Source organism: Limnospira platensis NIES-39 (assembly GCF_026000695.1).
Classification (GTDB): domain Bacteria; phylum Cyanobacteriota; class Cyanobacteriia; order Cyanobacteriales; family Microcoleaceae; genus Limnospira; species Limnospira platensis.
In genome coordinates this window covers 1,056,207-1,080,957 of sequence record NZ_AP026945.1, presented here as the reverse complement: position 1 = coordinate 1,080,957, position 24,751 = coordinate 1,056,207, and the positions used below count along the sequence as shown (strand labels likewise).

Below are 24,751 nucleotides of genomic sequence, written 5' to 3'. Positions count from 1 at the left end.
GGTCCTGGGTTTTGGTTTACCCAAAAAGTTGATTTTTAAGTCATATTTTTGAATTGATCAGCTACAATATAATTAGTCGCCTCCCAGATAGTGCTGGTGGAGGTGTGGGGTTGTTATGTTTTTAAACAGTATGGACGAACATAATTGCGGGACTATTTATGATGAACTGATCGAAATACTTAATCAGTTAGAATTGGGATGGATCGCTGAACAGGTAGAGGAGATTTTAACGGCCGGAAAAACGGTTGAGGAAATGGTGATGGGGAGAAAATCCCCTGACCTCAAATTGGCTTATTATAGCCCCCAGGAACAGTTGTTAATGCTGATTGATGCTATCGATCGCACTGTGATTTCTGGGGTGGAAATGGAGCAAGAAATAGCCACTCTCTTAGATAATCAAGGACTGACTACAGATTTCAAATCAGAAATATCCTGGCATTCAAACTTAGCACAAAAGGCAGAATTTGTCAAGTTTTATCAGCCGGAAATTTTAGAAAGATTAGCCGCCGCTGAACAGGTCAGAAAGACCCTAGGAAAGTTGCGGGTAAATTCCGCCAAAAATCAGCCATCATTGTTGACGGAAATCAAGGTAAATTTAGAGGCGATCGTTAACCCCCATCTCAGGAGACATAAACAACTGAGGAACCTGTTTATTTTGTATATATTTAATATCATCGTAGCTGGGGCAAAAAATGAGGGGGGTAAAGTCAGTTATAAGGATGTGACAAAACAAGCCACAGATAGGTTAATATTTCGTCAGCGTCCCGGACAAATCTATGAGAAAACACAGCCCTACACCCACGCACTGATTGAATTTGCTAATAAGCCACCTTTAGAAATACATATGGGGGTTAAAGTTCATGGGCGGCTGCGAGTTTTGTATGATTGCGATATTTGCGTATTATATAAAATGGAAGCGGATGCTTGTCGAAATAACGGCCGTGAACCTCGCGCGTCGCGGATTTTATTGGGGGTTAATTGTGAATATTCTGCTTCCGAATTACAGCCGGAAGTAGCCCAAGCGTTTTTGTCTTTAGCCTCGGAGTTACGGGTAGCGGGAGATTGTTATTTTGTGTCGAATAGTGTGTCAGAAGTAGCGGGGAAGTTGTTAGCGAGTCGGAAGCGAAAATGGGAGTGTGGTATAATTCCTGGTGATGTTAATAATGTCAATAGATTGATGTACGGGTTTCAGACAATTTTTAAAGATTTTCAGGCGAAAAGTTAACTATGAATGAGATTTTTTGGGAAATTCACAGGGATTTATTAAGGGAAAGTCCGGGGGGTGATGAGTATACTAGACAAGGATTTGGGATGATACCAAGTTTGTCGAAACCGAAGATTTTAGATATAGGTTGTGGTCCGGGGTCGTCCACTCTGGAATTAGGGAGATTAACGGATGGAGAAATTACGGCGATCGATATTCATCAACCTTATTTAGACAGTCTTAAACAAAAGGCGATCGCCGAAGGTTTTGGGGAGAGGATAACCTGTTTAAATCAAAGTATGTCATCCCTAAATTTTCCGCCATCTAGTTTTGATATTATTTGGGCTGAGGGTTCCATGTATATTATGGGTTTTGAGGCGGGGTTAAAGCAATTTAAATCCTATCTAAAATCCGGTGGTTATATGATGGTGAGTGAGTTAGTGTGGTTACGGGAAAATCCGCCGTCAGAGGTTTATGATTTTTGGCAAGCTGATTATCCAGCCATGAAAAATCTATGGGAATTATCGGAGATTATCAGTCATTGCGGATATGAAATAATTAACCAATTCACCCTACCAGAGGGGGGGTGGTTAAATTACTATAACCCCTTGGAGGATCGGATTAATCATCTATATCGAATTTATCAAGATAATCAGGAGGCGTTGAAAATTTTAGACCTGGAAAAACGGGAGGTGGAAATCTATCGCGAATATCACGAATGGTATGGATATGAATTTTTTATCCTCCACAACCCCTAAGAAAAAGCCAACCGACGGGGTAATGTATCAGGAATGATGAATCATTTGGGTTACTTGAGAAGTTACCCATTCAATCACCTGAGAACCCAAACTTACATGGTCTAGTAAATCGATTTCCCTAATCCCAGTGGGGCTGGTGACATTAACTTCTGTGAGATAACCACCAATGACATCAAGACCGACGAAATATAGTCCCGCTTCAATTAATTTCGGAGCAACTCGGCGACAAATTTGCAACTCTCGATCGCTTATTTGAGTTTTAGCGACGCGACCGCCGACGGCCATATTTCCGCGAAACTCTTTACCAGTAGGAATGCGATTAACGGCCCCAATAGGTTCACCATTTAACAAGATAATGCGTTTATCGCCATCTTTGGCGGCGGGTAAGTAGGTTTGAATCATGACAGGTTCAACACCTTGGCGGGTGCTGATTTCGACGAGGGAATTAAAGTTGCGATCGTCTGGTTCCAGAAATAAAATACCCTCACCGGCTTTACCACCCAAAGGCTTTAAAACTGCTGCGCCTTCATGTTCGACAAATTCCCGAATTACCTTTTTTTCGCGGCTAACAATAGTTTTAGGAATGACATCAGCAAACTGGAGGGCATACATTTTTTCGTTAGCAGCGCGTAACCCTTGGGGAGCATTAACGGTTAAAGTTTTGGTGGGGTCGATATAGTCGAGAATATAAGTGGTATATAGGTAAGACACAGTTACGGGGGGGTCAACCCGCATAAACACTGCATCCATGGCTTCTAAGGGCTGTAATGTGGAAGCGCCCAACTCAAACCAGGGGGAGTGGACCACCCAAGTCTGATCGCGTCGGGTAATAGGAGTCAAACGAAGGGAGGTTAGGGTTCCCCAGGCTTTCCCCGCAATGACACTTAGTTGATGGCTTTGAGTAATCCAAATTTCATGACCCATTACTTGGGCGGCTTCCATGATAGCAACAGTGCTATCGTGGGCGGGATTTAGATTAGCGATGGGGTCAATAATAAAAGCAAATTTCATCAATAATTTTAAAAGTTATCAGGATGAACCCCAGACTGCTGCTGAGTAGTACAGAGTCGGGGGTTTTGTTTAACTAAGCGCTAAGTAGGGAATCAAGCTGACCTTGGGCTTCTAAGGCGTGGAGGTCATCACAGCCGCCAATATGGCGACCATTGATGAAGACTTGGGGAACAGAACGCCGTCCATTGGCTTTAACGGCCATGCGATCGCGAGCTTCTTCATCTCCATCAATCACATATTCGGTAAACTCCCAGCCTTTGCGTTTGAGGAGAGCCTTAGCTCGTAAACAAAATGGGCAGCTACTCCAAGTATAGATTTCGATGGAATTAGTCATATATGTCTTAGGGAGATGAGTAATATTTCTTAATATATTAAGTTAATTAGGCTTTGTCAACGAGACCACCCTGGGAACAGGGTGGCCATAAAATAGTGGATAGGTTAGCTGACGGCTTGCAATACACTGGCATATAGACCAGGGGCGTAGGCTTCGACGACTTTTCCGGTTTCAGAACAGGTAATCATTAAATAGTCACAGGTGTGACACTGGGTTTTAATGAGTGTAGGGCTGTGATAGCGTTCGGCGTGGGAACCGCAATTAGGACAATGAATGATTTGTTTGGTAGACATTTTAAATGGGTTTTTTTACTAGGTTTAAATTTGGCGCTAATATACCCCAAAACTATCGGGTAATTCCTGACAATTTAGCCAGATTACCACGACATTCAGAGGAGATATTTAACGGATGGTTAGTAGCAGGTTAAAAAAACTTAAAGAACGGGTCGCTCTGTTTAGCTACTGATCAATTATGCCAGACTTTGAACCGGGTAGCAATAGCTATTAACTAGGTATACCTTGATCCCGAACCGGAAATCATGGTTATTGAGCAATGTAGTTGAGGTAGAAAGGGCGGAAATTGGGGATTATAGCTGGTGTGATTAAATTTGGGGTGTTAATTTTTGTCGATCGCCGTTTTCCAAATTAATAAAGATTTAAGATTTGCATAACTATCCAGAGAGGGAGATTCAGGATTTCTCGACCTGGAGGACAAGGCGATCGAGTTCTTGTTGCATCTGAGTTTTGACCAATTGGTAACAGGACTCGACATAATCACGATCGCCGGCCGCCTCTCGACCATAGCGTTGAAAGACAATAGGTTGACAGATCCGAATATAGATTTCCCCTGGTAAAGGGATATTCGGCAAAGGACCAATACTTAACCCCCAGGGGAGTCCCAAATAAATGGGGAAAACTTCCGGGTCAATATCGAGTAACCAAGGCATCCCCAAATCATGGAGGATTTTAACCTGTTGATAACAATCAGCGAGGACAATGAGGGTATCATGGGCTCCATGGGAAATGAGGGGAACAATAGGGGACTCGGTGCGTAGGGCCAATTTAATAAACCCGCGCCGCCCGGCAAAATAAATCTGATTTCTCATATTGTGGGGGCGAAACACATCTTCTGGCCCCCCTGGATAAACCAAAACGGGATAATCTGCTTGTAAGGCGGCGATCGCCATTCGGGGATGGGCGCGAATAGCACCACACCGCACGGCTTGAGTAGCAACTGGGGGGGACATTTCCCAGACTTTGGGGTGCATTAAACCATATAGAGGGCGATCGCAGCCAAAGCGATCGGCCCAGCCATATAAACCCATGTGCATATCTGGCGCAGCCAAGCCACCATTATGGGAACCGACAATTAACATTCTGCCTGAATCTCGGAGATGCTGCCAGCCGTCCATTTTGACCCGAAAATAGTGCTGGTAAAACCATCCCAAAACTGGCATGAGCGATCGGACAAACTCAGGATCTCGTCCCTGTAAGCACCAACCATCTAGGTCTGGTGGTGATGGTGGGGCATAATTATTATCGGTATGATGCTCGGTATGATTATCGGTAAATCGGTTCAAGGTTATCGACTCCCAGTAGCAACTAGATTCAATCAAGATCTTCCCTTTTCCAGATGCGGAAAACGCCGCGATGGGTTTACCATGGGCCCTAAATTCTGAGGATATCCAGAATATGCTTGATCTCAACCAAGATGATACCGCAATGGCTCAGGTGTTGGCGGAGTCTGAGGCGATCGCCGTTTATGGTCATTCCAATAAACCGGCGCGCCCTAGTTACATGGTGGCTGAATTTTTGCGAAACCGGGGCTATCGGGTCTATCCGGTGAATCCTTTATTGAGAGAGGTTAGCGGTCAACCTTGTTATCCTAATTTGCAGGCGGTCCCGGAAACTATTGATATTGTGAATGTTTTTCGAGGTTCGCAATATCTACCAGAAATTGTTGATGAGGCGATCGCTGCTGGGGCGAAAACCGTGTGGAGTCAGTTGGGAATCACCCACCCAGAAGCCAGTCAAAAGGCTTTAGATGCCGGATTAAACCTAGTGATGAACCTATGTATTAAAATTGAGATCGAGCGTCTTCATATAAGCAGAAAGTATGAATCAGACTGAAACCATACCCCCCCAATCACCGAAATCTTCACCCCCGGCGGTAGTTAGCACCGAGAAGTTAGGTAAATTTTACCGGACGGGATTTTGGATGAATCAAAAAATCGAATCCCTGATTAATTGTAGTCTGAGTATATATCAGGGGGAAACTTTTGGGCTTTTGGGACAAAATGGAGCCGGCAAAACGACTTTATTTAAAGTGTTACTAGGCTTGGTGCGTCCCACTTCTGGCGCGGCTTATTTATTGGGGAAACCTATTGGCGATCGCCAAGTTAAACAGCGAGTTGGTTATTTACCAGAAAACGCCTATTTTTACGACTATCTGACCGGGTGGGAATTTTTAGAGTTAGCGGCGGAACTCTTCCAAATACCTAAAGCAGTTAGTCGCCCAAGGATTCCCGAATTATTAGATTTAGTCGGACTGGCAAAATCAGCCGCCATCAAAAAACAGATGCGACAGTATTCTAAGGGAATGCTACAACGGATTGGCATGGCTCAAGCCTTAATTAATGACCCGGAAATAGTATTTTTAGATGAGCCTATGTCCGGTCTTGATCCGATGGGTCGTTATCAAATCCGAGAGATTATTTTATCACTGAAGCAGCAAGGAAAAACCATATTTTTTAACAGTCATGTCCTGTCAGATGTCGAGAAAATATGCGATCGCGTCGCCATTTTAGCCAGGGGAGAACTCGTTTCTATCGGTTCTTTGGATGAGTTATTAGGAATTACTGAAACCTATGCCGTGAGTGGCAAAGGTGGTAATCCTCAAGAACTGGAGGAATGGGTAACCAACTTGGAAATTGAACAAGACTATTGGCGCGGCAATCTGCAAGGAAATCCCCAGGAATTTATCGCCCATTTACAGGATATTAATGCTCAACTGATATCCATGAATTTATCCCGCCTTTCCCTCGAAGAGTTTTTTATGCAACAATTAAGGGAACGGGGTATTTATTCCAGTCGATAAAACCAACTTATAAACAACATTGAGGAATTATTATGTCATCTACAGGAGTTGTAATCGATCCAGAGATTTTAGAGCAGCTATTCAGTGTGGATACCTTACCCGCTGATCTGATTATCCCCCCCGAAGGTTCCGTCAACGGAGGAACTAATAATTCCGGTAATAATTTGGGAAATGGAACCCCCGACTTTGGGGAAACCTTGAGCAGCAATGGTTCAGTTAATGAAATTACTGTCACCGACTCAGCCGGGGAAACCGTGAGGGGGACTGGTGCCGCCGATCGCATTCTTGGAGGTGACGGACCCGACTCCTTATTGGGGGGTAGCAATAATGATACCATCTATGGCGGACCCGGTTCTGATACCCTGTTGGGAGAAGCCGGAAATGACCTATTATTTGGCAACCAAGGCCGGGATTTGCTTTATGGCGGCAATGGCAATGATACCCTCTATGGTGGTCAAGAAGCAGATACCCTCTATGGTGAAGCCGGAGATGATCTGCTGTTTGGCAATTTAGCTAATGACTGGCTATATGGAGGGGATGGAAACGATACCCTCTTCGGTGGCAAAAACGATGATATCCTATATGGCGGTGATGGCAATGATCTGCTGTCGGGAGATACTGGCGCTGATACTCTCATCGGTGGGGAAGGTCGCGACTCCTTTGTGGTAAGTTCCCTCAGTGGGGGGGTCAACATTCCGGAAGCCGATGTCATTATGGATTATACTCCGAGTGACGATGATATTTTGCTGTCGGGTGGTCTGCGATCTACTAACCTAGAGTTTGTTTCCGGTACTTCCGTGGGACTGGAAGGGGAACTGGAAGATAGCACCGTTATCCGACTGAGGCAAAGTTTTGATCCTAATCGCGCTTTTGTGGCTATTGTGGTTGGTGTGGATAATCTCACTTCCGGGGATTTTACCGCAATTGATGAGATCACTATTTAAGATTGATGGCCGATTTGCAAGGGTTCCTTAATTTGAATAAGCCACTGGAGTGGACTTCCCATGACTGTGTGGCAAGGGTTCGACGTGTGTTACACCTAAAGCGGGTAGGACACGCAGGAACCCTTGATCCGGCGGCGACTGGGGTCCTACCTATTGCATTGGGAAGGGCTACCCGCCTGCTGCAATTTCTGTCCTCTGAGAAAGCCTATCGGGGAGTGATTCGCTTTGGGATGACAACCGCCACTGATGACCTGGAGGGGGAAACTTTACAGGTGCGATCGGCTTCTCATTTGCAACTGGAACATATCGCCGCCCTGTTGCCTGAATTTATCGGGAAAATTGAGCAAAAACCACCCTATTATAGTGCGATTCATGTGGGGGGAAAGCGCTTATATGAGAGAGCCAGACGGGGTGAGGTGGTGGAAGTTCCCACCCGGACGGTGGAGGTGTTTGGGTTGGATGTTTTGAGTTGGCGACCTGGGGAGTTTCCAGAGGTGGAATTGGCGATCGCCTGTGGTCCGGGAACTTATATCCGTTCTATTGCTAGGGATTTGGGGGAACGTCTGAACACCGGGGGGACTCTGGCGGGTTTAGTTCGCCTACAGTCGAGTGGGTTTAGCTTGGCAAATAGTTTGACTATTGAAGAGTTGGAAGATCTCGTCAAGCGGGAACAGTTTAAACCCCTTGACCCCTCTGTGGCTTTGACTCATTTACAGGCGATCGCCCTCGGTTCCGAAGATGCTAAACGTTGGAGTCACGGACAGCGGGTTCCCGTGGCGGGAAATGTCGATACAGTGTTACGGGTGGATGACCAATCCGGTCAGTTTCTCGGTATTGGACGCATTATTCAAGAACAGGATACTATGGTATTAGCTCCCCAAGTTGTCATGTTGGATAGTTGATATGAAACGGATATTAATTGGTTTGATTAGGGGTTATAAGTCATTGATTTCTCCGGTGCTTCCTCCCGCTTGTCGCTTTTATCCCACTTGTTCAGAATATGCTATGGAAGCAATAGATCGCTTTGGCATTTTTCGGGGGGGATGGATGGCGATCGCTCGTATTTTGCGCTGTCATCCCCTTCACCCAGGCGGCTATGATCCTGTTCCCCCAAAAGATGATCATCATCATTAACAACTTTCCCCCCGCCGCCATACATCAAACATAATAATCATCCATTATTCCTGATCTTTCTTGACCGTCGATGGTATCGTTTCCTTCGCCACCATAGATAGTATCATCACCAGAACCACCCATAAGGGAATCATCACCCTCTTCTCCCAAAATCAGGTCATTACCACCAAGACCAGCAATAGTGTCATTACCGGGGCCGCCATACAAAGTGTCGTCACTATTCCCGCCGGTAATGCTATCATCACCGGACCCTCCATCAAAAACATTTTCCTGGTCGGTAGCTCCTCGAAAGATTAAACTTCCGTCGGCCAATTCTTCAATTTGAGGGGTTTCAATAAACTGTGACATAGTTAGGGACTTTCCTTTTATAAAGGCTCATGGCTTAGGTCAAACCATCCATTGAGTGTAATCGTGTTAAAAAGGCTGAAAAGGGTATTGATGGTTAGATGGCCTCGGACTTGAGAATATCTGATCAGGTCATGTCCTCAATCTCATGTGCAGACATTTTCAGCATTAGATCAAACTACTCCTATCCTCTAGGCGAGAGGCCATTCATCCGGAAAACAGTCCAATACTTTTCTATAGCCTTTTGCCTGATACCTTTGGCTATAGGCTGTGTGATTAATGCCACAAAAAAAGTAGGGCTATTACTAACCCTACTTTTAAATTAATTACTATTGAGAATCGAGGAGCAATCTACTATTCCAAAATGGGAACCAATACGACTTAACTCCTACGCCAAGGATTTTAACCTTAGAATAGCTCGAAATCGGAAGCTGTAATATCTGGAGAACCTAAGAACTCGGCTACTTCTTCGCCGTTGAATAGTAAAACGCCTGTGCTTTGGATGTAAACTAAACCGCCTAACCCACCAGCGTCTGCAGCAGTGGCTACAGTTTGGAAGGAGTCTAAGTTATATCCGGCACCAGCGCGTAGAGCAATTACGTCTCCCTCTGCACTATTGAAGTCAGTAATGACATCGCGACTTAGGTTAGGATTAGCAGTTAAAGCAAAGGTATCAGCACCGGCACCACCTGTTAGGGTGTCGTTACCTTTGTCACCGGCTAGGAAGTCATTGCCATCGCCACCCTGGATGAGGTCATCACCTTGACCACCATACATGGTATCGTTGCCGGGACCACCTTGGAGGGTGTCGTTGCCTTTCTCCCCAAATAGTAGGTCGTTACCATCACCACCTATGAGTAAATCATCTCCATCACCACCACGCATGATGTCATTGCCACTACCACCGACTAGGGTATCGTTACCTTTGTCACCGGATAGGCTGCTATTACCATCACCACCGTAGATTAGGTCATCACCTTGACCGCCATAGATTAGGTTATTACCTGCTATGCCATATATGGTGTCGTTTCCTTGGTTACCATATAGTTCGTTGCCGCCTTCGCCACCAACTATTGAGTCATTACCGCTGAAGCCGTAGATAACCATGTTGGGGTTGTCGCCAGCGGTTAGGGTATCCGCCATATCGCCACCCTGTATGCGGATAGCATCTGCAGTTCCCCGAATGCGGTTAGACTGATTGGGACTACCGACTATAACGGCTCCGTTGGCTGTAAAAACTACCTGAAACTCGGTGGGGTCAACTACCTGTGACATAAGTGCTCCTCACGAAATGTTGGACAAATGAATAATTTTCGACAATTGGGATTCTACAATAGCAGTCTGGATATTCGGTAGGTTTGCCGATAAATTTAGAGTAATTTTACGGTAATTTGGCTAAAGCTGATGATTGGGCAAACCAGTTTTTACACTCAGTATTTCTCAACCATACCAGCGAAACCCGGAAGCCTTTTCCCTATTTGTTATGGGAAAAGACCGGAAAAGTCTGTTAGAACTAGATGGGGTTTTTGCCCATATTACCGATCAAACTATGATTTAAGAGAATTCCTCAACATTATAGAGAGATCGCAAAAAATCACAACTAGCTTAACAGATAATCGTTACCCTGGCAATGGCTGAAACGATTTTAACTTAGAAACTCCTCTAAACACCCTATATGCGAACAGTTACAAACACTACATTTCTGAGGTTTGTAATTCCTTGGGTTCCAGTAAATGGCCAACTGTCTCCGTTTAAGTAGGGCAAGTTGGTTATGCCCTGGGCCTTATTTTGGATCGCACTGTCAGTAATAGGCCAATTATATCGCTGATACTTACAAAAATGACGGAGGGGGTTGGCAGATGGTTCCAAAAATTTTTGCCGAAATTTGTCGATCGCCTCCCTAAATCTCCAAAAAATGCTTCCATAGCTGATGGGGTGAGGGATAGCAGCTTTGAGGAACTTCTAAGAAAAGTCCCCAATTTGGTTCAGTTGTGGTCGGCATCAGCTAAAATTCTCAGAGATGTTCAAAAACCATGCCCCAGTGGCTAGGTATATGGAACTTTGGATCGCTTTTCCGATTCGAGTTACCTGGCTATGGTTGCATATAAACCCCAATATTAAGTCGTCAATTACTTCAAGAACTCCCACCTGCTAACGCGAGGTGGGAGAGTGGGGAACGGGCCCTGCTGAAACTTTGAATAGCCCATTGAGCCGAATCATGCCACGCACTTCCGATTGCTTCTCTAGTCGGATTATCTGCAAGCCTCCTGGTTAGGGGCGTTGGGAAAGCCAAGCCATGTTTGATTCGGTGGGCGAAGAGACTCAAACTCGCAAGAGGTTTATCACCATGCTACGAGTTCCGGTTTTATCCCCCAGTGGGAAACCATTAATGCCAACCAAGCCCAGTCGAGCAAGGCGCTGGATTCGAGATGGGGTGGCCTTGGGGAAATGGTCAGACCTGGGCGTGTTCTACGTTCAACTAACTCAGCAACCGTCTGGGGAAGAGACTCAACCGATTGCGGTTGGAGTTGACCCGGGGAAACTGTATAGCGGCGTTGGGGTACAATCACCCAAGGCAACCCTATTTCTGGCTCACTTGGTTCTCCCATTCCCAGCCGTCAAAGACCGAATGAAACAACGTCGCATGATGCGGCGTGGAAGGCGTGGGAGACGGATTAACCGCAATTGGGCCTATTCCCAGCGCGCCCATCGGCAGAAGCGCTTTAACAACCGCAGACAAAACAAATTACCTCCCAGTATTCGAGCCAACCGACAACTTGAATTGCGGGTGGTGACGGAGCTATGCCGCCTATTCCCTGTCAGTAATATCGTCTATGAGTATGTAAAGGCAAAAGGGTCCAAGTCCTTCTCGCCTGTAATGGTGGGGCAAAAAGTGATGCTGGGCTGGTTGTCAAAACTAGCCCAGGTTAAGACTCAATTTGGGTATGAAACCGCTAATCTCAGGACTGCGTTAAGGTTAGTCAAGTCAAAAGACAAGTCGGCTCAAACTCCTGAAACTCATGCCGTGGATGGACTGACTCTGGCGTGTTCTGAGTTGGTCAAATATGAACCGTTTCACACTGCCAACACTCACGGTCATACCTGGAAGGGTTTGGTTCAGTTAACACCATCCATCTTTAAAGTGATTCGCAGACCTCCCATTTCTCGTAGACAACTGCACTTGATGGTTCCGGCCAAAGGTGGGGTGCGTCGTAAATATGGCGGTACCACCACACGGCATGGGGTCAGGAAGGGCGACATTGTGCGTGCTGAAATGGCAGGTCGGGTTATCGTCGGCTGGGTGAGTGGTGACACTCACAGACAGGTTTCTGTCAGCGACCTAAACTGGAAGCGGTTGGGTCAATTCACCGCTTCTAAGGTCTCTTTGATTGCGCGTAGTACAAACTTGGTGGTTTCGGGGGCATTGAACCCCACTCAACCACCGCTCCTATCCCTCCCCCACCTGCTACGCGAGGATGGGGGTTTCTCGGAGAATTTTTGATGAAAGATAACTATTTTCTGACTAGCAAGGCTGCCCACAGTTATGATACATCGAAGCCAAAGGCTTTTGGGTTTCGGCTATGGTCAATGCGGCGGGGTATGAGTTTACTAGCTACCCCCTTGATCTTAGGGGCGATCGCTGATTTACCGACAATTCCTAAAGCGATCGCCAATGAATTACCAACCTCCCCAACCTCCCCAGAATACCTAGTACAAGCCCAAATCATCCACGTCAACCCCGCCACCGGAACCGATAACGACACGGTAACAGGTTCTCAAGCAGCCCCTTTCCGTACCATCACTTATGCTATGTCCAGGGCTACCCCCGGCACCACTATTAAGTTAGCCCCCGGAACCTACAGCCCAGAGACCGGGGAAGCATTCCCCATTAACATCCAACCAGGAGTTATCCTACTGGGTGATCAATCTAATAATGGTCGGAATGTGTTGATTATTGGTGGGGGTAATTTTGTCAGTCCGAGTCTGGCTCGTCAAAATGTCACCATCAGAACTATGGGAGACCCTCAAATTTTGGGAGTCACCATTACCAACCCCAACACCAGAGGGACTGGGATTTGGGTTGAATCCTCTAACCCGACCATCAGTAACTCAACTTTTGTCAATAGCAAACGGGATGGGGTTTTTATCAGTGCGGAAGGTAACGCCACCATCACTAACAATATTTTTGCCCAAAATGATGGTAATGGTATTTCGGTGGCTCGTTCTGGCGGTGGACTGATTAGGGGGAATCTGTTTCAAAATACTGGTTTTGGGATTTCGATTAATGATGATTCCGCCCCGAAAATTGTGGAAAACCAGATTGTGGACAACCGGGACGGGGTGATGGTTTCCCATACGGCTAAACCGATTTTACGCAATAACTTGATCGAAAATAATCAGCGCGATGGTATTGTGGCGATCGCTACTTCACAACCTAACTTAGGAACAGCAGGGGATCCGGGTCAAAACCTGATCCGCAATAACCAGCGCTACGATGTATATAATGCCACCCGAGGTAACAGCATCTCTGCAGTCGGTAATGAAATCGACGAAAGCCGCATTTATGGAGTGGTTGAATATGTACTGGCCGCTGTCACACCCCCTAACTTGGGTCTGGAAGTTGGCACTATTTCTGACCTACAAGGACATTGGGCTCAGTCCTATATGGAAGCATTAGTCAGCCTAGGGATTATGTCAGGATTTGAGGATGGTTCTTTCCGTCCTGATGAGCCAGTGACCAGGGTACAATTTGCGGCGATCGTCAAAAATGCTTTTACCCCCGCCGCCCAACAATCAGGATCTCAATTCCCTGATGTTCCCAGCAACTTCTGGGGTTATCAAGCCATTCAATCCGCCTATCAAGGTGGGTTTATTTCAGGATTTCCTGACGGTCAGTTTCGACCCAATGACCCCATTACCCGCATTCAAAGCATTGTTGGTTTAGCCCAAGGACTTGGCTACCAGTCGGACAATATTGATATCCTCTCCATCTATCAAGATGCAGCAGAGATTCCAACTTGGGCGCTTCCCTCTGTTGCGGGAGCCACAACCGGAAATTTGGTAGTTAACTATCCTAACCAAAGCCAACTCAACCCCAATCGTGTGGCCACCCGCGCCGATGTAGCCGCATTTGTCTATCAGGCTTTAGTCAACGCCGGGAAAGTTCAGGCGATTAACTCCCCCTATTTGGTGAGTAGCCCTCTCTAGGGGTGGGTTTCACAGTCCCTAGACCTGTCGCAGTTAAAATAGCCAGCTACCCAATTGGATAGCTGGCTTTGGATTTAATATGTTTAGGGTCTTTATCAGAAACAGGAGTTAACAAGTGCTTGAGCGGCTCAACTACGGGCTGATACCTGCCTAAGTTCTTGGTTCCTGCTATCGCTGACCCCAATTGAACGAAAACGGGTATTTATATTTAGGGCCTTTATTTTGGCTGACCCCAATTGAGCTTCTATCATTATTATTACAGGTATCATGACCAAATCTCAAATTTCGTAATATTTTCTTTATTTTTTTGTCAGTTGTTTGCGAAATATATATTTTTGTCTAGGGACATAAAGTTTTGTTACTTAGATTTGGGCGATCGCTGTTCTAGGCGAAATAGCCAAACCATTAAAGCTACCACCCCCACCTGAAGCGCAAAGTTGGGTAAGGCGGTCCCTACATCCCGTCCTGACAGGAGTTGAGCCAAAAAAACCACCGCCCCAATTAATCCAGAGGCGGCGAAGGATACATATATAAACTGTCGCAGTCCTCGATAGGGTGCTTTGGATTCGGCTTTCAGACGCTCATAAAGTTCTGGGTCGAGATTTCTGGGATTAATGCGATCGCTTTTTGACTTAGGCATAGGTAATATAGTTTTGAGTTGATGTCTGTATTCTAGGATTAGGGGTCGAGAGAGATGTCACCATTTCCCCCTCCCATTCAAAACCGTAGGTGATAGTTTCCCATCATAGGGCTCTAGTGGTGCTTCCACATCCCGATAATTGGCATAGACACGAAAAACTTCATGATGTGACGCACGCGCAGATTGCTCCATTGTTAAGGATGCAGCATTGGCGTTGTCTAGCGCCGTTTGATCATCATGACAATTGAGCTTTCACAGCAGCACCTGCCTACCTTAAATTAGAATATATATGGCGTCACAGTTTCCCATTCTTTTAGTGTAAGTCAAGTTCGGGAATTTGTCAATAGTAATTATGATAAATCTGTAATAATTATTAATTGTTAATTGTAGGGGCGCGCCTCCGCTGTCAATTCTCAATTCCTCACGACCATATAATAAACCCGCCCTGCGCCATGGATTAACGGATTGACAATCTGGGTAGGTAAGATTATCATATTTATCATGGGAAATTTCCCAAAAATATCAGCATTAAAAATCGCATCAATTCATTGAGGGGGATACCCAGATGATTGAGTCATGGAATGAGCTAAACCCTGTAGCCGATGATAGCGAATTAATCTCGGTAGCAGAAGGACTGATAACAGTACAGATTTCAACGCCACCAGAGTTCGCCAATACGTGGCTACTGGAAGCCAATGATAGGACTACTGGTGGCAAGGCCATCACCACCGGCCTTGATGGGTCTATTTATATGACAGGTTCTATTAGGGGCGACCTGAATGGAGAAATCAATCAGAGTGGTACTGATAGCTTTATTATCAAATACGAACCCGATGGGACTCTGGTATGGACAAGGCTGTTGGGAGGCAACTATTCTAACTCTTATGGTAATGCCCTCACCACAGGCCTTGATGGGTCTATTTATATGGCGGGCTATACTCAGAGTGACCAGATTGTAGAAATTCCTCGACAGCCATACGAAATTCCCAGCAGTGAAAACGATGTGTTTCTCGCCCGGTATGAACCCGATGGCAGCCAGGTATGGACAACCCGGTTAGCAAGCAATAGGTCGGAAATAGCCCATGCCCTCACCACCGGCCTTGATGGGTCCATTTATGTAGCTGGCTTTACTAACGGCGACCTAGGTGGGGAAATAAATAATGGTGGCACGGATGCCTTTATCAGCAAATACGAACCCGATGGGACTGTGACATGGACAAGGCTGTTAGGAACCAGTAATTGGGATGGTGCCAGAGCCCTCACCACTGGCTTTGATGGGTCTATTTATATGGCGGGTGAGACTTGGGGCGACCTGAATGGGGAAATTAATCAGAGTGGTGCTGATGGCTTTATTGCCAAATACGAACCCGATGGGACTCTGGTATGGACAAGGTTGTTGGGAAGCAATGGTTGGGGGGCAGCTAATGCCCTCAGCGCCGGCCTTGATGGGTCTATTTATGTCGCTGGTCTAACCGAGGGCGACATCAACGAGGAAATTTTTAATCGTGGCGGGAATGCCTTAATCAGCAAATACGAACCCGAGGATGGGACTCTGGTATGGACAAGGCAGTTGGGAAGCCCTAATGCTGACCAAGCCAATGCCCTGACCACCGGCCTTGATGGGTCTATTTATATGGCGGGTTGGACTCAAGGCAACCTGGCTGGGGAAATGAATCGTGGTTATTCCGATGGCTTTATCGCCAAATATGAAACTGATGGGGCTTTGACATGGATAAGACTGTTAGCAAGCAATGAGTGGGACGGAGTAAATGACCTCAGCACCGGCCTTGATGGGTCTATTTATGTGGCTGGAAATGCCTTTATTCGGATGATAGTTGATGGGACTGCACCAGAAGAACCTGCACCCCCGCCGCCGGAGTTAATGCACCCATTGTTACCTCTCAACGGTGATTATATTCCCATAGCGGGAGACTTTAATGGTTCAGGAATCACAGATATTCTCTGGTATGCTCCCGGTCTTGACCCGGATTATATGTGCTACTTTCATGCAGATGGTAGTTATGGGAGTCGTTTGTTTATGATAAATGGTTATTATATCCCCGTAGCGGGAGACTTTAATGGTTCAGGAATCACAGATATTCTCTGGTATGCTCCCGGTCTTGACCCGGATTTTCTGTGGTACTTTAATCAAGATGGGAACTATGACAGTTTTCAGTTGACGGTTAATGGTCATTATGCCCCATTTCCAGCGGATTTAGAAGTCTTCTAAGGGTTCCCGGTTTAAGAGTTCTCGACGTTGCCGCCATTGGGGGAGATACTCATCCATATAAGCCTGAAAACGGTCATTGTGATAACGTTCTAATAGATGCACTAACTCATGAACTACCACATATTCCAAGCACTCAATCGGTTTTTTCGCCAGTTCTAAATTTAACCAAATCCCGCGCTTAGTTATATTACAACTTCCCCATTTAGTCCGCATTTTCTTAATGCCCCAATAGGTGACATTTTCCCCGATAATGGGTTGCCATTTATTCAGCAATTGTGGTATAATATCCCGGAGTTGTTGGCGATACCATTCGGCTAAAACCAGGGCGCGATTGTCCCGAGAAGTTCCCGGATTAACGAATAGTTGCAATCGGGAAGCATTGAGGATTTTAACTTCATGTTTCCCCCGGCGTTCTATGACTTCTAAGCGGTAGCGTTTACCAAAAATATAATGGCTTTCTCCTGATACCATTTCCCGCTTCGATTGACGGGGTTGGGCGGCAAATTTAGCCCGTTGTTTCTTAATCCAAGATAGGCGGTAAATTATCGCCAGTCGGATATTCTCATCAGTCATTTGATCGGGGGCAGATACCCGCACCCGCCCCTCTGGGGGATAGACGACAATATGCAGATTTTTAATGGATTTCCGAATCACTTGCACGGGAATTTCGGCAATAGTAACCTGGTATTCTGTGGGAGATTTACTGATAGTCATGCTGCTGTTTAATTAACTCTAGCAGTTGGTCTAGGTCTGGGTCTAGTTTAGCATTACTCAGGACAGAATCAACGGCGTTTTTAACTTCTCTTTCTTTGAAACGATTACCAATCCAGCCGTCTTTTTTGGTGGTTTTCACAACTCCATCAATAGCTAAGGCGATCGCCTCATTTTTGCCCAGGTTATCGTAGAGGGAACGGAGGGCGGGGGTATTTAAGCAAGGGGGATAATTCCTCACCGCTGACCCGGTGGGGTCTATCACTTGTCGGGCTAGTTGTTTCACCTGTTCCAAATACTCTTGGTAACTGATAGCTTGCTGGTGACGTTGTGCAATCAAAGCATCCAATAGCTCGGACATTTCCTCATAATATTTCGGGTTAATCGGACTCTGATCTAAGATAATTTTGCGGATGTTATTCTCGATGGTTTCCGCCATGATTTCCTCATCTTTCAACCCTTCCGGGAGGCTATCTAAAGCCTTTAAACCCTGATTTACCATAAGCTGCACCAGTCCCAACTCTTCAAAGTCCGCCACTAGGTTACTGGGTTCAGCCCTGATATAGGTATCCATCAGGTGACGCATAGCCGGTTCATAGATTTTACTGTCGATATAGTCGCCGCTGGCAATTTTCACCTCGTCCCGCATTTTGCTGTATTGGCTAACCTCCTCTTTAATGCTGGCTGCTTCCTGGGGGGTGTATCCCGCCGCTTCCATTTCGTTGGCGAGGTTACTATAGGCACGAATGAGGGCGTTAACGGTTTGATAGAGGGCGACCCGTTGGGGTTCGTTGGTGGTGAGGGCGGTTTTATCCGTGGTGTCGGCGGCGCAAAAATAATGGAGATAGTCGGAAGTGTGACGGGGACGGGGGACGGTTTCACAGAGGGCGCGGACGGCTTCTAGGGCGGTTTCTAGTCGTTCTTGGCCCTTGGAAAGGCGATCGCTCAATAACCCCGCCACGTCCGCCGCCTCGTAGTCCTCAAAAGCCCCGCTAGTGTAATCTGTAACCGCCCCCTCTAATTGCTGGAACAGGTCCTTATAATCCACAATATAGCCATATTCCTTATCCTCTCCATCAAGGCGATTAACCCGACAAATAGCCTGAAATAAGCCATGATCTCGCATCGTTTTGTCAATATAGAGATAAGTCGCCGGGGGTGCATCAAAGCCCGTTAACAGCTTATCCACCACAATTAACAGGCGCATTTGTCCCGGTTCATCAATAAAGCGCCGTTTAACCTCCTGCTCAAATTCCCCCACCCGATACATGGCTTCATCTTCCGGCTGATTAAAATAGTCCGCCAACATACGCCGATAAATCCCATACTGGTGGAGTTTTTCCGTCAGTCCCTCCCCCGTTTCCTCCCCTTTAATATCCGCCGGGGAAGGTTTATAACTGGTGATGATCGCACATTTACCCTTAAAGTCCGTTTGGCTGAGAATTTCGTAGGTTTTGCAGGCTTGATAAATGCTGCTACAGACCAGCATGGCGTTACCCCGTCCGTCCATTAGTCGGGGTTTGGTTTCCATGTCTAGGAGAATATCGTTAACAATTTGTTCCAGGCGAGACTTACTAGAGAGGACTTTTTGCATCGTCCCCCATTTCTTTTTCAGTTGGGTTTTGGCAAATTCTGACAAGCCGCGAGTTTTCGCCTCAAACCACTGGTCTATTTTTTGGGGACTGGTGAGGGTTTGGTCAATGTCGCGCGCCTCATATCGTAAATCGAGGATAACCCCATCTCTCACCGCTTCGTTAAATTTGTAAGTGTGGATATACCCCCCAAATACTTCGATGCTGCGCTGTTTGTCTTGTTTCAATAGGGGAGTCCCGGTAAAGCCGATAAATAAAGCATCCGGGAGCATTTGCTTCATGGCGTTGTGGAGTTTCCCGGACTGGGTGCGGTGACATTCATCCACAAACACAAATAAGTTACCCTTGGGGGAGAAGTTGCTGGGGAGTTGCTGGAGGCTGTTAATAAATTCCTCGGTCGCCTCTTGGGAAGAGTGACCGAATTTGTGAATGAGGGAACACATTAACCAGGGTTGGGTTTGGTTGAGTTTATTCATCAGGTCGGCGCTGCTTTCGGTGCGGTAAATCTCCTCATCGACTCCTTTAAAGATGCTGCTAATCTGTTCGTCGAGTTCCGTGCGATCGCTTATAATTAAAACCCTAGCCTGCCTTTGATGTTCCCGAATCCATTTCGCCAGCCACACCATAGTTAGGCTTTTTCCTGACCCTTGAGTATGCCAGATAATGCCACCCTCACGGCGATCGATAAATTCCTGGGCGACTTTAATCCCAAAATATTGGTTATGGCGGCAGGTTTTTTTAATCCCCGCATCAAAGATAATAAAGTCGTGGATGAGTTCCAGCAGGCGGCTTTTTTCACACAGTAGGCTAAGATGCCAATCTAGGAGACTCTCAAAGGCATTAACTCCCGCTTCTTTCCATTCCAAATAATACTTTTCCGAGGTTTCGATAGTGCCGTAGCGGAGTCCTTGGGTATCGTTTCCCGCCATCACTAACTGAAGCGTCGTAAAAAAGGGGCGGATAAATTCCTTTTTTTGATTATCCAGGTTTTGGCGGATACCTTCCGCCACCGAAACCGTGGAACGTTTGAGTTCCAGAACCGCCACAGCAATACCATTAATATAGACCACAATATCCGGGCGTTTCCTATGGTTGCCTTTTATGGTCACTTCTTCCGCCAGATAAAAGCGATTATTGTCGGGATTTTCCCAATCAATGAGCCAAACCGTTTGAGTTTGTTCACCCGCCCCCCCTTTCACCTTTACCCCATAACGCAGCAGGCGATAAACAGCCTTATTAGCATCATAAAGGTTTTGGGTTTCTCCCAAGCTGGCGGCTTTATCCAATTCTCTCAGGGTTTTATTGATGAGGGTGTCCTTAATGCCTTGCTGGGTGAGCCATTGGGTTAAATATTCAGCCTCTATATTGCCGTTATTTTCTCGGTCTTTCCAGTTTCCCAGATAGGTATAACCCAGTTGGTTTTGAAATAGTTTAATAACGCGGTTTTGGGTAACTCGTTCAACTTGTCCAACTTTAATCATGATTTGCTTCTCTGGTAGTATTCAAGAAATTTAATAAATCTTAGCCAACAGTCCGGGGAGTTAGGTTGTCGGGGAACTCCTACATCAAGACTTCTACAAATACCTGGATAAACTCAACCTAAACCCCGGCAATATTTCCTCACCCGATAATTCTATGGGTAAATCCTGCACTTCTACCTGTTTCCCCAAGCGATAAATTTCTACCTGTTGCTGTTGGGGGTTAATTAGCCATGCCAATTTTACCCCGGCTTCCATATATTCTTGCATTTTATTATGTAGCATTTTTAAATCATCCGTTACTGACCTTAACTCAATGACAAAATCCGGGGAAATGGGAGGGAATTTCTGCCGTTGTTGGGGGGTTAATGCCGCGTAACGTTCCCGGCGAATCCATGCCGCATCGGGGGAACGGTTAGCACCATTTGGCAATGTAAAGACAGTGGAGGAACTAAACGTATAACCTAGGTTAGTTTGTCGATTCCAGATTCCCAAATCAATAATTAAATCCGCTTCTCTATTGCCGCTATCCCCTCCCACTGGTGGCATAATAATTAACTCTCCTTTAGCAGTCCGTTCAAAGTTAAAATCAGCATTGTTTTGACATAATTGATAAAACTGCTCATCACTCAGGCAAACTCGGTCTAAATTTAATATCAAAGCAGCCATAGTCCTAGACATCGTTAAAATAGTGAGAATTATTATTAATTGACCATTGACATTTGACAGTTAATAATTTATAATTAAATCAACCGACCAAATATCAGCATCCAATTCCAGATTCCTCATTCCCCTTTATTATGACTCAAACCATTACTAAACCCATATCCTTTGATGAATTTGTCGCCTGGTATCCAGAAAATGCCACCTGTAAGTATGAACTACACAACGGAAGGATTGTCGAAATGCCTTTAGGAACAGGAGCGCACTCTAATATTATAGGCTTTATCCGCCTAAAACTGGGAGTTATAATTGACCGTTACGAGTTACCTTACTCTATCCCCGGTGATTGTTTGCTGAAACCGTGGAATACTCAATCAGGTTATCAGCCGGATATTATTGTGTTGGATAAGGGGGAGTTAAGCAAGGAACCCCGTTGGCAAAAAGAGTCTATTATTACCTTGGGGGGTTCCGTGCGGTTAGTGGTGGAGGTGGTTAGCAATAACTGGCAAAATGATTATCTGAGAAAGGCGGGAGATTATGAGTTAATGGGAATCCCAGAATATTGGATTGTCGATTATTTGGGGTTAGGGGGGCGGCGTTTTATTGGTGAACCTAAATCTCCGACGCTTTCGGTTTATACAATGGTTGATGGGGAGTATGAAGTTAGACAATTTCGAGGTAATGATAGGGTGGAGTCTGTGGCTTTTCCTGAGTTGGAGTTAACGGTTCAACAGATTTTTGAGGGTTAAAAATTTAAAAATGATATTTTCTGATGGCTTCTTCTAGCTTTTCTCGGTCAGGTTCGGGTAAGCGAGGGTTATGGAGACAAGCGGTTAATTTTGTGTAATGAGGTCGAGATAAATCAGGCATATATTTTGTATTGATTAGGGTGAACTAATTTAAGTCAGTGGCTATATATAAAGTCTTTTATCTAAGATGGGGGTGTTGTCAATATCTGGCACTCTATCAATGGCTTTTTTAAGGTGGTTTATATTTTCGGGAGACACCCAAGATAAACCGCTTTTTAATATATCTAAGGCTACTTGGCGCGCAATTTGGTTAAGGTTGGCTTGAGAAATTGGATTTTTCAGGTTGCTAAAATTGATGATATCTTCTCGGATGACTTGCCCAAATTTATTTTTAAACTCTCTTTTTTGCCTCAATTGCTTGTGGAAAAGGTTAGCCTGTATCCCCATCTTTTCGATAATATCGGCATTATAAAAAGGGACACCTAAAACATTAGATTGATGTCCGATAACCAAGATAATGCGGGCGTTTTTTTTGCTGACCCTAGAAAGTTCTCGGAGAGTCTCAGCCATGTCTAAACAGTATTGGACTACTGTATAAAATCGGTTGCTGCGGTTGGCTCGATTTGAGCCTATTTCTGACCGTGCTATTGTTAATAAATCCCAGCCTAGAAGTTCGGCAGATTTGCGGTAGTTTTGATGATAGTTAAATACGTTGATATAGGGGGGAGAGGTGATGATAAAATCGATTGAGTTGTTGGGTAATGGCAGACAACGGGCATCTGATAAACCTATATTTATGGGGTGGTCGGAATAGGGCAGATTTTTGATAAGATTAACTAAATCGGCAAGTTTTGACTGGATTAATTCGTTGGTAACAGCATTGTTGGCAACATCGAGCAAAATCACTAAAGCCTCAAATATTTGGCTGGCTTCTGGGTCTAGCTGATTCCTAATTAGGGTTAATTTTTCGGCTAGGTTTTCCACTGGCTCATTTTGAAAGATTCTATAAGGAAATTCTCGATCTACTAATTCCCGCAGGATTTTAATTAACTCCTGTTTTCTGGGTTTATTGATAAGTTGATAGGTTTGGCTGAGAATATAAGCGGCTGGGTTAATATCAAAGCCATAGGCGGGAAGTTGGAGATTTCCGGCTTCTAGTAAAACGGTGCCGCTACCTGCAAAGGGGTCTAATATGACGGCATCAGGTGGGCAATATTGTGTTAAAATTATTTCGATAAGTTGAGGGGAAAATTGACCCCGCCAACTAAACAAGTTCGACCGGGTTTTGTTGACAATATTTAGTTTTTCTTGGGGGATGGGTTTATTAAAGGGCTTCAATTTCCAACCTCTCAATATGGTTGCTGATTTCTGGTTGTTGGTGTTATCTCTATCAAGGCTTAATTAACCGCGTTCTCCCCGTTAAGAGTTCCTGCATCATTCCCTGTTTTATGGCTTGGGTTTTGGCGCGACGTTTTTCTAAGGCGGCAATTTCTTTGTCCATGTCCGAAAGCACAGAGGCGATCGCTTTTTGTTCTGGAAGGGGTGGAAAAGATTGATTGATATCCTCAATTGTAGCGGCATTTAAACTAGGAACTCCAGAGGCTTCATTATAAGAATACCAATCAATTAAATTAAATTTATAAAAAATAAATTTGGCGTTAGCATTTGACAATATTTGCGAGTAAAAAAGCGTGTCAATAGTCCAGAAAGGAGTATCAATATATATCGGAGCATCAATAGTGCCTTTTCTACCTATAAGAACCGAGGGTCTGTTGTATAAAAAAGTGTTGGTTTTTCCTATCTCTCCACCTGTTCCCAAAATTGGATAAATACCATTATTGCTAATAATATGATGTTGACTTTTTCCATGACAAATTTTTAAAACATCGCCTAATTGCTTAACCTCCCAATCTTCAGGAATTAAACCGATCGCACTTTTTTGATAACCCATTCCCTTCGCACTTTTTTGATAACCCATTCCCTTCGCACTTTTTTGATAACCCATTCCCTCACCAAACCCCGGTAAGCGAGTCTTACCCGTGAGGAGTTGCTGCATAGTGGCGGTTTTGATGTGGCGCTTTTTGGCAATTAGCTTATCTAGGCTGCTGATGAGTTCGTCAACGTCTGAGAGGACAGAGGCGATCGCTTTTTGTTCTGGAAGGGGTGGGAGTGCTATAACAATGTTACAACAAGTTTGCTGATTTAGTTTTGGTTGTGCAGTACCTGAGTTATAAAGTGAGTAGTCTAAGCTTTCTAAATATTCTGTCAGGAATCCAATATTAAAATTGGATTTTGGTCTTAAAACATGAGCATGATTATTGACCCATATTTTTCCACTTACCTGCCAAACAAGTCGTATATTCCGGCTGAGAATATTTTCGCCATCTTCTCCCATAAGAATTAGGTCTTCATCAAATAAATAGTCATTAACATAATCGACTATACCTGACGCTCCATAATATGGGTAAATGCCTCGCATTTTGGCACGCTGTTCTTCTTTAACAGGTTTTCGTTTGCTATCTAAAAATTCAACAACATCGCCCAGTAAATTAGTTTCCCAATCTTCAGGAATCACCCCCACCTCAGTCTGCTTATACCCCGGCGGCACTTGATTGTTATTCCCAGCTAATTCTTGACGGCTCATCTTTTCCCTC

The 24,751-nt window shown here is 45.2% G+C and carries 25 protein-coding genes; 13 read left to right on the top strand and 12 right to left on the bottom strand.

The window, feature by feature from the left end:
* Positions 1-115 precede the first annotated feature (115 nt).
* Positions 116-1,225, top strand: a complete 1,110-nt coding sequence (locus N39L_RS05560; RefSeq protein WP_006618439.1) for a hypothetical protein — start codon at positions 116-118, stop codon at positions 1,223-1,225.
* Between the two features lie 2 nt (positions 1,226-1,227).
* The gene (locus tag N39L_RS05555) at positions 1,228-1,962 is read left to right on the top strand and encodes a class I SAM-dependent methyltransferase (protein WP_006618440.1); all 735 of its coding nucleotides are present in this window, start codon (positions 1,228-1,230) and stop codon (positions 1,960-1,962) included.
* Positions 1,963-1,989: 27 nt separating this feature from the next.
* Here N39L_RS05555 and gshB read toward each other — a convergent pair whose 3' ends face one another.
* From gshB to N39L_RS05535, 4 genes are all read right to left on the bottom strand, one after another.
* Complete coding sequence (gshB, locus tag N39L_RS05550) at positions 1,990-2,973, bottom strand: glutathione synthase (protein ID WP_006618441.1); 984 nt, start codon at positions 2,971-2,973, stop codon at positions 1,990-1,992.
* 73 nt (positions 2,974-3,046) lie between these two features.
* The gene (gene grxC, locus N39L_RS05545; protein WP_006618442.1) at positions 3,047-3,307 is read right to left on the bottom strand and encodes a glutaredoxin 3; all 261 of its coding nucleotides are present in this window, start codon (positions 3,305-3,307) and stop codon (positions 3,047-3,049) included.
* A 104-nt stretch (positions 3,308-3,411) separates the two neighbouring features.
* On the bottom strand, positions 3,412-3,600 hold the full coding sequence (locus tag N39L_RS05540; protein WP_006618443.1) for a hypothetical protein: 189 nt from the start codon (positions 3,598-3,600) through the stop codon (positions 3,412-3,414).
* 395 nt (positions 3,601-3,995) lie between these two features.
* Positions 3,996-4,886, bottom strand: a complete 891-nt coding sequence (locus tag N39L_RS05535; protein WP_014274542.1) for a lysophospholipid acyltransferase family protein — start codon at positions 4,884-4,886, stop codon at positions 3,996-3,998.
* A gap of 112 nt (positions 4,887-4,998) precedes the next feature.
* Between N39L_RS05535 and N39L_RS05530 the strand changes: the two genes are divergently transcribed.
* Genes N39L_RS05530 through yidD form a run of 5 tightly spaced genes read left to right on the top strand, consistent with a single transcriptional unit; the run spans position 4,999 to position 8,481 of the window.
* Positions 4,999-5,436 (top strand): CoA-binding protein, encoded by a 438-nt coding sequence (locus N39L_RS05530; RefSeq protein WP_043468907.1) that lies wholly within the window; start codon positions 4,999-5,001, stop codon positions 5,434-5,436.
* Positions 5,423-6,403, top strand: a complete 981-nt coding sequence (locus N39L_RS05525; protein ID WP_014274540.1) for an ABC transporter ATP-binding protein — start codon at positions 5,423-5,425, stop codon at positions 6,401-6,403. Before N39L_RS05530 ends, N39L_RS05525 begins: the two co-directional genes overlap by 14 nt.
* A 32-nt stretch (positions 6,404-6,435) precedes the next feature.
* Positions 6,436-7,347, top strand: coding sequence for a calcium-binding protein (locus N39L_RS05520; protein ID WP_014274539.1), 912 nt, complete (start codon positions 6,436-6,438; stop codon positions 7,345-7,347).
* A 5-nt stretch (positions 7,348-7,352) separates the two neighbouring features.
* Positions 7,353-8,249: a tRNA pseudouridine(55) synthase TruB gene (gene truB / locus N39L_RS05515; protein WP_043468047.1), complete on the top strand. Its 897-nt coding sequence runs from the start codon at positions 7,353-7,355 to the stop codon at positions 8,247-8,249.
* Between the two features lies 1 nt (position 8,250).
* Positions 8,251-8,481, top strand: coding sequence for a membrane protein insertion efficiency factor YidD (yidD, locus tag N39L_RS05510; protein WP_006618449.1), 231 nt, complete (start codon positions 8,251-8,253; stop codon positions 8,479-8,481).
* 24 nt (positions 8,482-8,505) lie between these two features.
* On the opposite strand, the gene N39L_RS05505 is transcribed toward yidD, so the two are convergent.
* Both N39L_RS05505 and N39L_RS05500 read right to left on the bottom strand, forming a co-directional pair.
* The gene (locus tag N39L_RS05505) at positions 8,506-8,829 is read right to left on the bottom strand and encodes a calcium-binding protein (protein WP_006618450.1); all 324 of its coding nucleotides are present in this window, start codon (positions 8,827-8,829) and stop codon (positions 8,506-8,508) included.
* Between the two features lie 405 nt (positions 8,830-9,234).
* The gene (locus N39L_RS05500) at positions 9,235-10,101 is read right to left on the bottom strand and encodes a calcium-binding protein (RefSeq protein ID WP_006618451.1); all 867 of its coding nucleotides are present in this window, start codon (positions 10,099-10,101) and stop codon (positions 9,235-9,237) included.
* A 133-nt stretch (positions 10,102-10,234) separates the two neighbouring features.
* Here N39L_RS05500 and N39L_RS05495 point away from each other — a divergent pair, with 133 nt between their 5' ends.
* From N39L_RS05495 to N39L_RS05480, 4 genes are all read left to right on the top strand, one after another.
* Positions 10,235-10,384, top strand: coding sequence for a hypothetical protein (locus N39L_RS05495; protein ID WP_157888674.1), 150 nt, complete (start codon positions 10,235-10,237; stop codon positions 10,382-10,384).
* A 281-nt stretch (positions 10,385-10,665) separates the two neighbouring features.
* Positions 10,666-10,875 carry a hypothetical protein gene (locus tag N39L_RS05490; RefSeq protein ID WP_006618452.1) on the top strand — a complete coding sequence of 70 codons (210 nt, stop codon included), beginning with the start codon at positions 10,666-10,668 and terminating at the stop codon, positions 10,873-10,875.
* A 247-nt stretch (positions 10,876-11,122) separates the two neighbouring features.
* A complete protein-coding gene (locus N39L_RS05485) occupies positions 11,123-12,328 on the top strand; it encodes an RRXRR domain-containing protein (protein WP_014274537.1) in 1,206 nt (401 codons plus the stop codon).
* Positions 12,328-14,034 carry a DUF1565 domain-containing protein gene (locus tag N39L_RS05480; RefSeq protein WP_014274536.1) on the top strand — a complete coding sequence of 569 codons (1,707 nt, stop codon included), beginning with the start codon at positions 12,328-12,330 and terminating at the stop codon, positions 14,032-14,034. Before N39L_RS05485 ends, N39L_RS05480 begins: the two co-directional genes overlap by 1 nt.
* A 358-nt stretch (positions 14,035-14,392) precedes the next feature.
* Here the strand turns inward: N39L_RS05480 and N39L_RS05475 are convergent, their stop codons facing one another.
* Entirely contained in the window at positions 14,393-14,674 is a 282-nt protein-coding gene (locus N39L_RS05475) for a DUF3493 domain-containing protein (RefSeq protein ID WP_006618455.1), read from the bottom strand.
* Positions 14,675-15,308: 634 nt separating this feature from the next.
* Between N39L_RS05475 and N39L_RS05470 the strand changes: the two genes are divergently transcribed.
* Positions 15,309-16,904 carry an SBBP repeat-containing protein gene (locus N39L_RS05470; RefSeq protein WP_043468904.1) on the top strand — a complete coding sequence of 532 codons (1,596 nt, stop codon included), beginning with the start codon at positions 15,309-15,311 and terminating at the stop codon, positions 16,902-16,904.
* Here N39L_RS05470 and N39L_RS05465 read toward each other — a convergent pair.
* From N39L_RS05465 to N39L_RS05455, 3 genes are all read right to left on the bottom strand, one after another.
* Positions 16,890-17,618: a M48 family metallopeptidase gene (locus N39L_RS05465; protein ID WP_014274534.1), complete on the bottom strand. Its 729-nt coding sequence runs from the start codon at positions 17,616-17,618 to the stop codon at positions 16,890-16,892. The genes N39L_RS05470 and N39L_RS05465 overlap by 15 nt on opposite strands.
* Complete coding sequence (locus N39L_RS05460) at positions 17,605-20,688, bottom strand: type I restriction endonuclease subunit R (RefSeq protein ID WP_014274533.1); 3,084 nt, start codon at positions 20,686-20,688, stop codon at positions 17,605-17,607. Before N39L_RS05460 ends, N39L_RS05465 begins: the two co-directional genes overlap by 14 nt.
* Positions 20,689-20,781: 93 nt before the next feature.
* Positions 20,782-21,354: a Uma2 family endonuclease gene (locus tag N39L_RS05455; protein ID WP_014274532.1), complete on the bottom strand. Its 573-nt coding sequence runs from the start codon at positions 21,352-21,354 to the stop codon at positions 20,782-20,784.
* Between the two features lie 131 nt (positions 21,355-21,485).
* Between N39L_RS05455 and N39L_RS05450 the strand changes: the two genes are divergently transcribed.
* The gene (locus tag N39L_RS05450) at positions 21,486-22,097 is read left to right on the top strand and encodes a Uma2 family endonuclease (protein WP_014274531.1); all 612 of its coding nucleotides are present in this window, start codon (positions 21,486-21,488) and stop codon (positions 22,095-22,097) included.
* Between the two features lie 162 nt (positions 22,098-22,259).
* Here N39L_RS05450 and N39L_RS05445 read toward each other — a convergent pair whose 3' ends face one another.
* Positions 22,260-23,435, bottom strand: a complete 1,176-nt coding sequence (locus tag N39L_RS05445; protein WP_006617238.1) for a DNA methyltransferase — start codon at positions 23,433-23,435, stop codon at positions 22,260-22,262.
* Between the two features lie 52 nt (positions 23,436-23,487).
* On the bottom strand, positions 23,488-24,741 hold the full coding sequence (locus tag N39L_RS05440) for a restriction endonuclease subunit S (RefSeq protein ID WP_014274530.1): 1,254 nt from the start codon (positions 24,739-24,741) through the stop codon (positions 23,488-23,490).
* Positions 24,742-24,751: the final 10 nt, after the last annotated feature.

Excerpts from the sequence above, each read along its gene's own strand:
- N39L_RS05460 (WP_014274533.1), bottom strand. The coding sequence starts at position 20,688 with ATGATTAAAGTTGGACAAGTTGAACGAGTTACCCAAAACCGCGTTATT.
- N39L_RS05490 (WP_006618452.1), top strand. The coding sequence starts at position 10,666 with ATGACGGAGGGGGTTGGCAGATGGTTCCAAAAATTTTTGCCGAAATTT.
- N39L_RS05485 (WP_014274537.1), top strand. The coding sequence starts at position 11,123 with ATGTTTGATTCGGTGGGCGAAGAGACTCAAACTCGCAAGAGGTTTATC.
- N39L_RS05480 (WP_014274536.1), top strand. The coding sequence starts at position 12,328 with ATGAAAGATAACTATTTTCTGACTAGCAAGGCTGCCCACAGTTATGAT.
- N39L_RS05475 (WP_006618455.1), bottom strand. The coding sequence starts at position 14,674 with ATGCCTAAGTCAAAAAGCGATCGCATTAATCCCAGAAATCTCGACCCA.
- N39L_RS05525 (WP_014274540.1), top strand. The coding sequence starts at position 5,423 with ATGAATCAGACTGAAACCATACCCCCCCAATCACCGAAATCTTCACCC.
- N39L_RS05520 (WP_014274539.1), top strand. The coding sequence starts at position 6,436 with ATGTCATCTACAGGAGTTGTAATCGATCCAGAGATTTTAGAGCAGCTA.
- yidD (WP_006618449.1), top strand. The coding sequence starts at position 8,251 with ATGAAACGGATATTAATTGGTTTGATTAGGGGTTATAAGTCATTGATT.
- N39L_RS05530 (WP_043468907.1), top strand. The coding sequence starts at position 4,999 with ATGCTTGATCTCAACCAAGATGATACCGCAATGGCTCAGGTGTTGGCG.
- gshB (WP_006618441.1), bottom strand. The coding sequence starts at position 2,973 with ATGAAATTTGCTTTTATTATTGACCCCATCGCTAATCTAAATCCCGCC.
- grxC (WP_006618442.1), bottom strand. The coding sequence starts at position 3,307 with ATGACTAATTCCATCGAAATCTATACTTGGAGTAGCTGCCCATTTTGT.
- N39L_RS05505 (WP_006618450.1), bottom strand. The coding sequence starts at position 8,829 with ATGTCACAGTTTATTGAAACCCCTCAAATTGAAGAATTGGCCGACGGA.
- N39L_RS05465 (WP_014274534.1), bottom strand. The coding sequence starts at position 17,618 with ATGACTATCAGTAAATCTCCCACAGAATACCAGGTTACTATTGCCGAA.
- N39L_RS05540 (WP_006618443.1), bottom strand. The coding sequence starts at position 3,600 with ATGTCTACCAAACAAATCATTCATTGTCCTAATTGCGGTTCCCACGCC.
- N39L_RS05500 (WP_006618451.1), bottom strand. The coding sequence starts at position 10,101 with ATGTCACAGGTAGTTGACCCCACCGAGTTTCAGGTAGTTTTTACAGCC.
- N39L_RS05560 (WP_006618439.1), top strand. The coding sequence starts at position 116 with ATGTTTTTAAACAGTATGGACGAACATAATTGCGGGACTATTTATGAT.
- N39L_RS05440 (WP_014274530.1), bottom strand. The coding sequence starts at position 24,741 with ATGAGCCGTCAAGAATTAGCTGGGAATAACAATCAAGTGCCGCCGGGG.
- truB (WP_043468047.1), top strand. The coding sequence starts at position 7,353 with ATGGCCGATTTGCAAGGGTTCCTTAATTTGAATAAGCCACTGGAGTGG.
- N39L_RS05450 (WP_014274531.1), top strand. The coding sequence starts at position 21,486 with ATGACTCAAACCATTACTAAACCCATATCCTTTGATGAATTTGTCGCC.
- N39L_RS05555 (WP_006618440.1), top strand. The coding sequence starts at position 1,228 with ATGAATGAGATTTTTTGGGAAATTCACAGGGATTTATTAAGGGAAAGT.
- N39L_RS05455 (WP_014274532.1), bottom strand. The coding sequence starts at position 21,354 with ATGGCTGCTTTGATATTAAATTTAGACCGAGTTTGCCTGAGTGATGAG.